Source organism: Stenotrophomonas sp. AC248, from assembly GCF_979258185.1.
The window spans coordinates 2,687,917-2,700,638 of the sequence record NZ_OZ409840.1 but is presented as its reverse complement, the minus strand read 5'-3'; the positions used below and the strand labels follow the sequence as shown (position 1 = coordinate 2,700,638).

At 67.7% G+C, this 12,722-nt stretch carries 10 protein-coding genes; 9 read left to right on the top strand and 1 reads right to left on the bottom strand.

All coding sequences use genetic code 11. The features are described 5' to 3' along the window. Positions 1-42: 42 nt before the first annotated feature. The 6 genes from ACZ0AE_RS12330 (at position 43) to zipA (ending at position 7,093) form a co-directional block, all read left to right on the top strand. Positions 43-381 carry a HesB/IscA family protein gene (locus ACZ0AE_RS12330; RefSeq protein ID WP_038687654.1) on the top strand — a complete coding sequence of 113 codons (339 nt, stop codon included), beginning with the start codon at positions 43-45 and terminating at the stop codon, positions 379-381. 166 nt (positions 382-547) lie between these two features. Further along, positions 548-985: a 30S ribosomal protein S6 gene (gene rpsF, locus ACZ0AE_RS12325; RefSeq protein WP_038687655.1), complete on the top strand. Its 438-nt coding sequence runs from the start codon at positions 548-550 to the stop codon at positions 983-985. Between the two features lie 11 nt (positions 986-996). Next, the gene (rpsR, locus tag ACZ0AE_RS12320; RefSeq protein ID WP_002804494.1) at positions 997-1,227 is read left to right on the top strand and encodes a 30S ribosomal protein S18; all 231 of its coding nucleotides are present in this window, start codon (positions 997-999) and stop codon (positions 1,225-1,227) included. A 151-nt stretch (positions 1,228-1,378) separates the two neighbouring features. Beyond that, positions 1,379-1,831 carry a 50S ribosomal protein L9 gene (gene rplI / locus ACZ0AE_RS12315; protein WP_038687658.1) on the top strand — a complete coding sequence of 151 codons (453 nt, stop codon included), beginning with the start codon at positions 1,379-1,381 and terminating at the stop codon, positions 1,829-1,831. Between the two features lie 978 nt (positions 1,832-2,809). After that, positions 2,810-6,313: a chromosome segregation protein SMC gene (gene smc / locus ACZ0AE_RS12310; RefSeq protein ID WP_463601273.1), complete on the top strand. Its 3,504-nt coding sequence runs from the start codon at positions 2,810-2,812 to the stop codon at positions 6,311-6,313. Positions 6,314-6,361: 48 nt separating this feature from the next. Further along, the gene (gene zipA, locus ACZ0AE_RS12305) at positions 6,362-7,093 is read left to right on the top strand and encodes a cell division protein ZipA (protein WP_038687661.1); all 732 of its coding nucleotides are present in this window, start codon (positions 6,362-6,364) and stop codon (positions 7,091-7,093) included. Positions 7,094-7,391: 298 nt separating this feature from the next. On the opposite strand, the gene ACZ0AE_RS12300 is transcribed toward zipA, so the two are convergent. Further along, on the bottom strand, positions 7,392-8,498 hold the full coding sequence (locus tag ACZ0AE_RS12300) for a pyridoxal phosphate-dependent aminotransferase (protein WP_463601272.1): 1,107 nt from the start codon (positions 8,496-8,498) through the stop codon (positions 7,392-7,394). A gap of 137 nt (positions 8,499-8,635) precedes the next feature. Here ACZ0AE_RS12300 and ligA point away from each other — a divergent pair, with 137 nt between their 5' ends. From ligA to epmA, 3 genes are read left to right on the top strand one after another with little or no spacing between them, the layout of a single operon-like run. Then, complete coding sequence (gene ligA / locus ACZ0AE_RS12295) at positions 8,636-11,098, top strand: NAD-dependent DNA ligase LigA (protein ID WP_463601271.1); 2,463 nt, start codon at positions 8,636-8,638, stop codon at positions 11,096-11,098. A 51-nt stretch (positions 11,099-11,149) separates the two neighbouring features. Next, positions 11,150-11,635, top strand: coding sequence for a GNAT family N-acetyltransferase (locus ACZ0AE_RS12290; protein ID WP_463601270.1), 486 nt, complete (start codon positions 11,150-11,152; stop codon positions 11,633-11,635). Beyond that, positions 11,632-12,576, top strand: a complete 945-nt coding sequence (gene epmA, locus ACZ0AE_RS12285; RefSeq protein WP_463601269.1) for an EF-P lysine aminoacylase EpmA — start codon at positions 11,632-11,634, stop codon at positions 12,574-12,576. Before ACZ0AE_RS12290 ends, epmA begins: the two co-directional genes overlap by 4 nt. Positions 12,577-12,722: the final 146 nt, after the last annotated feature.

Genomic DNA, 12,722 nt, shown 5'->3' with positions numbered 1-12,722 from the left:
GTGGGCTCCTATAATGACCCCGATCCGCTGGAGTTGCCTGTCATGGCTGTAAGCCTTACCCCTGTTGCCTTTGCCCGTGTGCAGAAGTTCGTCGCCCAGACCCCGGGCGCTCTGGGCCTGCGTTTCGGCGTCACCCGTACCGGTTGCTCGGGCTGGGGCCACATCACCGACCTGGCCCGCGACGAGCGCCAGGGCGACACCGTGTTCGAGCAGGACGGGGTGCGCATCTACGTGGATGCCGACAGCCTGGGCCTGGTCGACGGCACCGAGATCGACTTCGGCAAGCACGGGCTGAGCGAGACGTTCACGTTCAGGAACCCGAACGCCACCGCCGAATGCGGCTGCGGCGAGAGCTTCACCACCGAAGCCGACAAGGCCTGATCCGGGCCGGCAGAAGCGCCCAGCCCCGCGGCTGCTTGCCTGCGGGCGCTTGTGCTGCCATACTTTGCGGCTTCCTGCCTGATTCCGGGCAGGACCCTTGCCCCACCGCGTTCATCTGCGGGGGGCTGTCCGGCCCCCACGGGCCACATCCGAAAGGTAAAAACACATGAGTCGTCATTACGAAGTCGTGTTCCTGGTCCATCCGGACCAGAGCGAACAGGTCCCGGCCATGATCGAGCGCTACAAGGCGCTGGTCGAGAACGGCAACGGCACCATCCACCGTCTGGAAGACTGGGGCCGTCGTCAGCTGGCCTACCCGATCCAGAACCTGGTGAAGGCCCACTACGTCATGCTCAACATCGAGTGCGACCAGGCCGTGCTGAGCGAGCTGGTGGAAAGCTTCCGCTTCAACGATGCCGTGCTGCGCAACCTCGTCATCAAGCGTGACGAAGCTGACACCGAGCAGTCGCTGATCATGAAGAGCAAGGACGAGAAGGGTGACAAGCCCGAGCGTGGCGAGCGTCGTCGTCGTGATGACGAAGAAGGTGAAACCACCCCCGCCGCTGACACCGATGCCGGCGAAGACGCCGCTTCGGCCGCTTAAGGAGCACTGACATGTCCAAGTTCTTCCGTCGCCGCAAGTTCTGCAAGTTCACGGCCGAAGGTGTCAAGGAGATCGATTACAAGGATCTCAACACCCTGCGCCAGTACCTGACCGAGAACGGCAAGATCGTGCCGAGCCGCGTCACCGGTACCAAGTCGAAGTACCAGCGCCAGCTGGCAACGGCCGTCAAGCGCGCCCGTTTCCTGGCCCTGATTCCGTACACCGACAACCACGACGTCTGATGAAAGCCGGCGGCTTCGGTCGCCGCTTTCGTGGACCTGGCAGCCCGCGCTGCAAAGCGTCGGGCGGTTTCACGGTCTACCGTTCGGATATTCGGACAGCCATCGCTGCGGGGCCACGCCTCGCTAACGAATACATATTTGGAGCTACACCATGAAGCTGATTCTTCTCCAGAAGGTCACCAACCTCGGCGGTCTGGGCGATCTGGTCGACGTGAAGCCGGGCTACGGCCGCAACTTCCTCGTCCCGACCGGCAAGGCCGTTCCGGCCACCACCACCAACGTTGCCGAGTTCGAAGCCAAGCGCGCCGATTACGAAGCCAAGGCCCAGTCGATCCACGCTGACGCCGAAGCCCGCAAGGCTCAGCTGGAAGGCAAGAGCGTCACCATCGCCGCCAACGCGTCGACGGAAGGCAAGCTGTACGGTTCGGTTGGCCCGCGCGACATCGCCGAAGCCTTCACCAAGGCCGGCCTGCCGCTGGAAAAGAGCGAAGTGATCCTGGGCGAAGGCGCCTTCCGCAACGTGGGCGAGTACGAGGTGACTGTTCACCTGCACGCCGACGTCGAAACCACCGTCAAGGTGGTTGTGGAAGCCGAAAAGGCCTGATCCCTGCCGAAAGGCTGGAATCGCTGAAACGGGTGCCCGCAAGGGTGCCCGTTTTTGTATGTGGGGGTTTTGTTTTTTTAAAAGCTTAGAAGCTTGAAGCCTGAAGCCAGATCAACGGCGGGTGCCGGCGCTTTGGTTCTTCCGGTGGGAGGGTGCCGGGTGGCCTTGGCCGGGACACGCCGTAAATCCATCCCTGGAGGCTCGTAGGCGCCTTGCTCGTTTGTGCAGTCCTGCACAAACGGCAAGACCGGGGTTGGGCGTCCTGCCCAACCCGTCCGGCGCATGCGCCGGACCCATGGCGCCCAACGGTCCCGGCCAAGGCCACCCGACACCCTCTGCCAGGATCTGCGATGCGGGCGGGTAGAGCCACGCCATGCGTGGCCGGGGCAATGAAGTAGGGTTATGTGATGCGTGGGTAGGCGGTACAGCCACGCCATGCGTGGCTGCTCTTCGTTCCTGCACCTCTATAGCCACGCATGGCGTGGCTCTACCCCTCAACCCTCCCTTAACCCTGACGCTCCTTACCTGGACGCTCCGGAACAAATCGCAGCGCACCGCAACGCCACAAAGCCGGCTTCGGCATGTCCCCTGCGCACCGACCAACTGTCGACGGTCGGGGTGGGTGAGGTCGCGGGACTGTTGGGCGCCATGGATGGCGCCCACGAGCCTCCAGGGATGGATTCACGGCGTGTCCCGCGACCCCACCCACCCCGACCGCCACGACGAGGCCAGCGCACCAGGCCTTTGCTCCAGCTCTGGCATTGGACCTGGACCTGGCTCTGGACCTTAGCTCTACGCCTCTAACCAAAACCAACCCCCCGCCGCCCGTGGAACACCCGCCCCGTTATACTCAGGCTATCGCGTCGCCCTTGGGGCCATTGAAACCCAGCAACATCAATGGCTTGAGGGTGGGAATCGCTCCGACATCCACCCTGGCGGGGGTCGCTTCAGGCCCTTGCCCCGGAAACCAATCCCGCCATGCGTCTGTCCACGATCAAGCTGTCCGGTTTCAAATCCTTCGTCGACCCGACCACCCTGCACCTGCCGACCAACATGACCGGCGTTGTGGGGCCCAATGGCTGTGGCAAGTCCAACATCATCGACGCCGTCCGCTGGGTCATGGGCGAAAGCTCGGCCAGCCGCCTCCGCGGTGACTCCCTCACCGACGTCATCTTCTCCGGCTCCTCGGCACGCAAGCCCGTCTCCCAGGCCACCGTCGAACTGATCTTCGACAACACCGACCACACCATCACCGGCGAGTACGCCTCGTTCAACGAAATCTCCGTCAAGCGCCAGGTCAGCCGCGACGGCAGCAGCAACTACTACCTCAACGGTACCAAGTGCCGCCGCCGCGACATCACCGACCTGTTCCTCGGCACCGGCCTCGGCCCGCGCAGCTACTCCATCATCGAACAGGGCATGATCAGCCAGATCATCGAAGCCCGTCCCGAAGACCTGCGCGTGTACCTCGAAGAAGCCGCCGGCATCTCCAAGTACAAGGAGCGCCGCAAGGAAACCGAAACCCGCATCCGCCACACCCGCGAAAACCTCGACCGCCTCGGCGACCTGCGCGAGGAAATCGGCAAGCAGCTTGAACACCTCAAGCGCCAGGCGCGCCAGGCCGAGCAGTACCAGGCCCTGCAGGAAGAACGTCGGGTCAAGGATGCCGAGTGGAAGGCGCTGGAATACCGTGGCCTCGACGGCCGCCTCGGCGGCCTGCGCGAAGCGCTCTCGCAGGAAGAAACCCGCCTGCAGCAGTTCATCGCCGAACAGCGTGACGCCGAAGCCCGCATCGAAACCAGCCGCGTGCGCCGCGAAGAAGCCGCCGATGCGCTCAGCACCGCCCAGGCCGAGGTGTACCAGGTGGGCAGCACGTTGGCCCGCCTCGAACAGCAGATCCAGCACCAGCGCGAAATGTCGCAGCGCCTCAACAAGGCGCGCGATGAAGCCCAGCAGGCCCTGGCCGAACTGGGCCAGCACATCAGCGGCGACGAAGCCAAACTGATGGTCCTGCGCGAAGCTGTGGACGATGCCGAGCCGCGTCTGGAACAGCTGCAGGAAGAAAACGAAATCAAGCAGGAAGCCCTGCGTGACGCCGAGGCCCGCCTGGCCGACTGGCAGCAGCGCTGGGAAGCCCACACCCGCAGCACCTCCGAAGCCTCGCGCGCCGGTGAAGTCGAACGCACCCGCGTCGACTACCTTGACCGCCAGGTACTGGAAGCCGACCGCCGCCGCGAAGCGCTGAGCGCCGAACGCGCCAGCCTGGACCTGGACGCGCTGGCCGAGGTGTTCGAAGAACTGCACCTGCAGCACCAGACCCAGAAAGAGGCGCTGGACGGCCTCAACGAGCAGGTTGAAGAACGCAAGCAGGCCGTGGCCGGCCTGCAGGACCGCCAGCGCACCGGGCAGACCGAACTGGCCGAGATCCGCAAGCAGGCCCAGGCCGCGCGCGGCCGCCTGTCGTCGCTGGAAACCCTGCAGCAGGCCGCGTTGGGCCAGGAGCAGGGCGCGGCGGTGGCGTGGCTGAAGGCGCGCGGGCTGGATTCGGGTGCGCGCGTCGGCGAGCGCCTGACCGTGGAAAGCGGCTGGGAAAACGCCGTGGAAAGCGCACTGGGCCAGTTGATCGAAGGCGTGCTGGTGGACGCTCCCGAACAGCTGGTGGCCGAACTGGCCGAACTCGGTGAGGGCCGCATTGCGCTGGTGTCCGACAGCCAGGCGCCGCTCAGCGTGGCGCCGACCTCGCTGGCCGCCAAAGTGCAGGGTCCCACCGCGATCCGCAGGCTGCTGGCCCGGCTGCATGCCGCCGAAGACCTGGACGCGGCACGCACGCTGCAGTCCACGCTGGCCGAGGGCGATTCGGTCATCACCCGTGGCGGCGAGCGCCTGGGCGACGGCTGGGTGCGCGTCTCGCGCTCCGGTGCGGCCAAGCAGGGCGCGCTGCTGCGCGAACGCGAGATCGTCACCCTGCGCGGTCAGATCGACACGCTGCAGGAGCGCGAAGCCGAACTGGAACAGCAGTTGTCCGCGTTCCGCGAGCAGCTGCTGGCCGGCGAACAACACCGCGAAGACGCGCAGCGGCAGCTGTACCAGGCCCATCGCAGCGTCTCCGAACTGGGTGGCCAGCTGCAGAGCCAACAGGGCAAGGTAGAGGCGGCGCGGACCCGCATCGACCGCATCGAAGGCGAACTGCTGCAGCTGCAGGAAACCTTGGATACCGGCCGCGAGCAGGTGCGCGAGGCGCGTGCGCGGCTCGACGATGCGGTCACCAGCATGGGTGACCTGGAATCGGTGCGGGCGTCGCTGGAAGGCGAACGTCGCCAGCTCACCGACGCCCGCGACCAGGCCCGCGACCACGCCCGCAACGTGCGCGAGAGCGCGCATTCGCTGGCGCTGACGCTGGAATCGCAGCGCACCCAGATTGCCTCGCTGAGCCAGGCGCTGGAGCGCATGAGCACCCAGCGTGGCCAGCTCGACGCCCGCCTGGGCGAACTGCATTCCCAGCTGGACCAGGGCGATACGCCCGTGCAGACCCTGCAGGCCGAACACCAGAATGCCCTCAGCGAACGCGTGCGCGCCGACCGCGTGCTGGGCGAAGCGCGCACCCTGCTCGATGGCATCGACGCCGAGCTGCGCAACTTCGAACAGACCCGCCACAAGCGCGACGAGCAGGCGCTGGCCCAGCGCGAGCGCATCTCCCAGCGCAAGCTGGACCAGCAGGCGCTGGTGCTGAGTGCCGACCAGCTGTCGGCCTCGGTGGAGAAGGCCGGCTTCGTCCTGCAGGACGTGATCAACAGCCTGCCTGAAGATGCCCGCGTGACCGACTGGGAACAGTCGGTGCACCAGATCGACGGGCGCATGCGCCGCCTTGAGCCGGTCAACCTGGCCGCCATCCAGGAGTACGGCGAAGCGTCGCAGCGTTCGGAATACCTGGACGCGCAGAACACCGACCTGACCACTGCGCTGGAAACCCTGGAAGACGCCATCCGCAAGATCGACCGCGAAACCCGTGGCCGCTTCAAGGACACCTTCGACCGCGTCAACGCCGGCGTGCAGCAGCTGTACCCGCGTCTGTTCGGCGGTGGCCATGCCTACCTGGAGCTGACCGGTGAAGACCTTCTCGACACCGGTGTGGCCATCATGGCGCGGCCGCCGGGCAAGCGCGTGTCGAGCATCTCGCTGCTGTCCGGTGGCGAGAAGGCGATGACCGCGGTGGCGCTGGTGTTTGCGATCTTCCAGCTGAACCCGGCGCCGTTCTGCCTGCTGGACGAGGTGGACGCGCCGCTGGACGAAGCCAACGTCGGCCGCCTGGCCAACATGGTCAAGGAAATGAGTGAAAAGGTGCAGTTCCTGTTCGTCAGCCACAACAAGGCCACCATGGAAGCGGCGCACCAGTTGTCGGGCGTGACCATGCGCGAACCGGGCGTCAGCCGCCTGGTCAGCGTGGACCTGGAAGAGGCTGCACGATTGGCGGGCGCCGCCTGACGTGCCATCCTTAGTACCTGAACGTATTTAGCCGGAGACCCCCACCGAATGTCCGACATGGCACTGCTCCGCATCGGCATCCTGGCCGCCGGCCTGCTGTTGATCGCCGCGATCTTCCTGTTTGGCCGTCCGAAGAAAAAATCGCAGGGTCGCCGCGTCGACACCGCCGAGAGCGGCACGGGCGCGCGCCGTGAGCCCAGCCTGGGCGAAGGCGAGGGCAGCGATGCCGTCGCCGGCGGTACCGGCGACGACGGCGTGACCCAACCCGAACTGGGCCTGCCCGACGTCGACGCTGCCGCCAGCGACCTGGGCAAGCGCGCCAGCCAGGATTTCGACAAGATCGTGTCGTTGTTTGTGGCCGCCCGCGCCGGTGAACAGCTGCGGGGCGAAGACATCGTGGTGGCCGCTGAAAAGACCGGCCTGGTGTTTGGCCACATGAACGTGTTCCACCGCCTGGTCGAGGGTCACCCCGAGCGCGGCCCAATCTTCTCGATGGCCAGCATCATGAAGCCGGGCAGCTTCGACATGGCCAACATCCGCGAGATGGAAACCCCGGCGATCGCCTTCTTCCTCACCCTGCCGGCGCCGCTGACCGCGCTGGACGCGTGGGAGAAGATGCTGCCGACCGTGCAGCGCATGGGCGAACTGCTCGACGGCGTGGTGCTGGACGACAGCCGCAACGCCCTGGGCCGCCAGCGCATCGCGCACATCCGCGACGAACTGCGCGCCTACGACCGCCAGCACCAGGCCCCGCCGCTCACGAAAGCCCCGCGCTGGTAACGCCCACCCGGCAGGCATCGACCGTTGGTCGATGCAGATTGCGGCGCGACGCGCGATGGGGCGGTAGGTATCGACCGTTGGTCGATGCCCTTTGCGGCGCGACGCGCGATGGGGTGGTAGGTATCGACCGTTGGTCGATGCCCTTTGCGGCGCGACGCACGATGGGCGGTGGGTATCGACCGTTGGTCGATGCCCTTTGCGGTAGTGCCGGCCGCTGGCCGGCAACCACGCATACCCGGAACGAAGAGCAGCCGACCCACGGTCGGCCGAAACAAGAGCAGCCGACCCACGGTCGGCTCTACCCGGTTATCGCCGCGAACGCGTCGCGGAACCGCGCCATCTCTGCCGCCGTGCCCACCGTTACCCGCACCCGCTGCGGCCAGATCGGCCAGCTGCGGCCGATCACCACGCCGTGCTCGGCCATGGCCGCCGCGAACGCGCTGCCATCGCGCTTGACGTCCACCACGAAGCAGTTCGCTTCGGTCGGCACACAGGAAAATCCGCGCGCGGCCAGCCAGGCCACGGTGGCCTGCCGCACCTGCGTGTTCTCCGCTTTGCGCTGCGCCACCAGGCCCGGCGCCCGCAGGCTGGCCAGGCCTGCCGCAAGCGCGGTGACCGGCAGTGGGTTGTCGCCCAGGCTGGCCAGCTCGCGCAGCCGGTCCGGGTGTGCGGCGGCAACGCCCAGGCGCAAGCCGGCCATGCCGTACAGCTTGGAAAACGTCCGCAGCACGATCACATCGTCGCGCTGCATCACCTGGCCGATCACCGAGCGCTGCTCGCTGTACTGCAGGTAGGCCTCGTCAACCAGCACCCGCGTCTGCCGGGGCTTGTTGGCCAGCAGCCAGGCGATGTCGGCGGCCGGGGTGATCGACCCGGTGGGATTGTTCGGATTGCACAGGTACAGCAGGCCGGCGTTGATCCGCGCGGCTGCAGCCGCCATCGCGCGTACGTCATGCGCGCCGTCCTCGCGCAGCGGAACCTTGGCGACGGTGGCGCCGCGCGCGGCGGCCAGGTCGCCCAGCGCTTCGAAGGTGGGGTCGGCCACCACCAGCCCGGCGCTTGCCGACGTCCACAGGATCGCGGCGCGGTTGAGCGGCTCGCTGGAGCCCGGGTACAGCCGCACGTGGTCCTTGCCGATGCCTTCCTGGCTGGCGAACAGGTCGCGCAGCTCACCGGCCAGCGCGAACAGATAGCGCCCGCTGCCGGCCACGATCTCGCGCGCGGCCGCCTGCGCCACCGGCGCCGGGCCATACGGGCATTCGTTGAAGTTCAGCAGCACCGGGCCGCCGACAGCGCTGGCACGCGGCGAGGCGGCCGACACGGTCGACACGCCCAGCCCGGACAAGGCCAGGCCGGTGCCGGCCAACTGCAGGAACGAACGGCGGGAAGGGGCGGCAACGGTCACGGAACACCTGCAGATAGGGACTTGGCGCACGCTAACCCTGTGCCGGGTTGCCGGCAATAGCCACGCGGCACCGCTGCGGGGTGGCTGCCGGGCACGGCAGGCCATAAAATCAACAGCCCTTTCAGGATCCCTCCCGGATGAGCCCCAGCCCCGCTGAACGTGCCGAGGCACTGCGCCGCCAGATCGACGATGCCGGCACGGCCTACCACGAGCGCGACGAGCAGCTGATTCCGGATGCGGAGTACGACCGCCTGGTGCGCGAGCTGGAAGCACTGGAGCTGGCTCACCCGGAACTGGCCGTTGCCGATTCCCCCACCCAGCGCGTGGGCGGCAAGGCCTCGTCGCGGTTTGCCGAAGTGCGCCATGCCGTGCCGATGCTGTCGCTGGGCAATGCCTTCAGCGACGAGGAAGTGCAGGATTTCGTGCGCCGCATCAGCGAGCGCCTGCGCCGCGATGCGCTGTACTTCTCCGCCGAACCCAAGCTCGATGGCCTGGCCATCAGCCTGCGCTACGAAGACGGGCGCTTCGTGCAGGGCGCCACCCGTGGCGATGGCAGCACCGGTGAGGACGTCAGCGCCAACCTGCGCCAGATCGCGGTGATTCCGCAGGTGCTGCAGGGCGCCGGCTGGCCGGACGTGCTGGAAGTGCGCGGCGAGGTGTACATGGCGCGCGCCGATTTCGAGGCCTACAACGCGCAGGCGCGCCTGCACGACGGCAAGGTGCTGGCCAACCCGCGCAACGCCGCGGCCGGTTCGCTGCGCCAGCTGGACCCGAAGATGAGCGCCCGGCGCAAGCTCAGCTTCTACGCCTACGGCACCGGGCAGGTAGAGGGCGGTGAACTGCCCCCCACCCATTCGGCCACGCTGGCGCAACTGCGCGCGTGGGGCTTCCCGGTCAGCGACCTGTGCCAGGTGGTGGAGGGCAGCGCAGGCCTGTTGGCCTATTACCGTGACATCGGCGAGCGCCGCGACGGGCTGGCCTTCGACATCGACGGCGTGGTCTACAAGCTGGACGACCGCGCCGGGCAGGAAACCATGGGGTTCGTGTCGCGCGCGCCACGCTGGGCGATCGCGCACAAATTCCCCGCGCAGGAACAGACCACCACGGTGGAGGCGATCGAGATCCAGATCGGCCGCACCGGCGCCGCCACCCCGGTGGCGCGCCTGAATCCGGTGGCCGTGGCGGGGGTGATCGTCTCCAATGCCACCCTGCACAACGCCGACCAGATCCAGCGCCTTGACGTGCGCGTGGGCGACACGGTGATCGTGCGCCGCGCCGGCGATGTGATTCCCGAAGTGGTCAGCGTCATCGCCGAACGCCGTCCGGCCGGCACAACGCCCTGGCAGATGCCGGCGCAGTGCCCGGTGTGCGGGTCGGAGATCGTGCGCGAAGAGGGCGAAGCCGTGTGGCGTTGCTCGGGCGAACTGAGCTGCCCGGCGCAGCGCAAGGAAGCCATCGCGCACTTCGCCTCGCGCCGCGCCATGGACATCGACGGCCTGGGCGGCAAGTACATCGAAACCCTGGTCGACGCCGGCATCGTGCGCGGCGTGGCCGACCTGTACCGGCTCACCCGCGACCAGCTGCTGCACCTGAAGCTGGTGCTGGACGCTGAAACGCCCGAGGCCCTTGCGGCGCAGATCGGCCTGCACCTGCCGCCGGAGGGCAGCGGCGACTACCTGCGCGCCATCCTGCAGCTCGATGGCAACGACGCCGGCTGGCGTGCCAAGGCGCTGGCGATGCCGGCCGCTTTTGCCTGGAACACCAAGAAGATCGCCACCCGCTGGGCCGACAACCTGATCGCGGCGATCGACGCCAGCCGCGACACCACGCTGGAACGCCTGCTGTTCGCGCTGGGGATCGAAAACGTCGGGGAGAACACCTCCAAGGGGCTGTCCACCTGGTTCGGCGACCTGGAGCTGATCCGCCACCTGCCGTGGCCGTTGTTCAAGCGCGTGCCGGACATCGGCGGGGAAGTGGCGCGCTCGCTCGGCCACTTCTTCGAGCAGTCCGGCAACCAGGACGCCATCGACGCGCTGCTGCAGGTGGGCCAGGTGCGGATCGGCGATACCCACGCGCCGTCGGCGAAGCTGCGCGACGGCCTGGATTTCGCCCAGGTGCTGGTAGAGGCGGAAATTCCCGGCATCACCCGCCTGCGCGCCGAAAAGCTCACCGCCGCGCTGCCCGATGCGGCCGCGCTGGTGGACGCCGAGCCGGTGCGTTTCGTGGCGGCCGGCCTGCCCAACGAAGTGGCGCTTGGCCTGGCCGACTGGCTCGACCGCGACGGCCATGCGCAGATGCTGCTCAAGGCCGATGCGTATCGCCACACGCTGCTGACCCGCGCGCCGGAACAGACCGAGCAGGTGGCCGGCCCGCTGGACGGTCAGACCGTGGTGCTGACCGGCACGCTGTCGCAGATGACCCGTGACGAGGCCAAGGCGCGGCTGGAAGCGCTGGGCGCCAAGGTGTCGGGCAGCGTGTCCAAGAAGACCGCCTTCGTGGTGGCCGGCACCGAAGCCGGGTCCAAGCTGGCCAAGGCCGGGGAACTGGGCATCGAGGTGTGGGACGAAGACCGCCTGGTTGCGTTCCTGGCGCAGCACTGAACCCACGGCGGGGCCGCTGTGCCCCGCCGTCCCGCATCACCGGAGAACCCCATGCACACTGCCGTCCTCGACTTCCGCCTGGCCACCGTGGCCGACACCGACCTGCTGATCGGGCTGATGCGCGAGTTCTACGCCGAAGACCAGCTGGACTTCGACGATGCGCGGGTCCGCGTCGCGCTGGCCGCGCTGCTGGAAGACCCCCGCAACGGCGAAGTGCTGCTGTGGTTTGACGAGGCGGGCAGCGTGGTCGGCTATGCGGCGCTGGCGATGGGCTTCAGCCTGGAGCAGGGCGGTCATTTCGCGCTGCTCGACGAGCTGTACCTGCGCCATGCCGCGCGCGGGCGTGGGCGCGGCAAGCAGGCGCTGGCCATCCTGGAACAGCGCGCCAATGCGCGCGGGGTGGCGCGCATGCGGCTGGAAGTGAACCACCACAACGAACTGGCGCGGCGGCTGTACCTGGCCACCGGCTACGTCGACGACACCCGCGACCTGCTCACCCTGCCACTCGCGCAGCGGCTGAAGGACGCGCGCGCATGATCGCCGCGCTGCGCCAGCGTGCCGCGCTGAACGCGTTGATCCGTGCGTTCTTCGCCGCCCGCGATGTGCTGGAAGTGGAAACGCCGATCCTGTCGGCGGCCGGCAACACCGAGCCGAACATCGACAGCTTCCACACCCGCTTCAGTGGCCACGTTGACGCCGGCAGCCCGCAGCGCTGGTTGCGCACCTCGCCGGAGTACCCGCTCAAGCGCCTGCTCGCCGCCGGCGTGGGCGACTGCTACGAACTCGGGCGGGTGTTCCGCAATGGCGAAGCCGGTGGCCGCCACAACCCCGAGTTCACCATGCTGGAGTGGTACCGGGTGGGCTGGGACCACCACCGGCTGATCGAGGAAACCGTTGCGCTGGTCCGCGCCGCACTCGGCCTGGTGCAGCGCACCGCCGATCTGCGCGTGGTCGACTACCGCAGCCTGTACCAGCAGCACCTCGGCGTTGACCCGTTCGACGCGCCGCTGGAGCAGTTGCAGGCGCCGCTCGCGTCGGTCCGCATCGATGCCGAGGGCCTCACCCGCGACGACTGGCTGGACCTGCTGATGACCCATTGCATCCAGCCCACGTTCGATGACGACAGCATGACCGTCGTACACGACTGGCCGGCCAGCCAGGCCGCGCTGGCGCGTATCCGCCCGGGCACGCCGCCGCTGGCCGAGCGCTTCGAGCTGTACCTGGGCGCGGTGGAACTGGCCAACGGCTATCACGAGCTGAACGACGCCGCTGAACAACGCGCGCGCTTCACCCGCGACCACGCCGTGCGTGCGGCGCGTGGCGCTGTGCTGCCGCCGCTGGACGAGCCCTTGCTGCAGGCCTTGCCGGACCTGCCCGATTGCGCCGGCGTTGCGGTCGGGGTGGACCGCCTGTTGATGGCGATGAACCGCACCACGCGGATTGCCGATGTACTGGCGATCGATTTCGCCCACGCCTGAACGCACAATGTGCGTGATTGTCGCGTGTACGTCTTGCGCGACCTGCACGATGATGCTCTGATCACAGCGCATGCCCGAAGGTAGGCGCGTGATCGTTCAGTTGCGGCGGGGAAAGGGTTGATGAAGCTGTGGGAAGTTGCCGAACT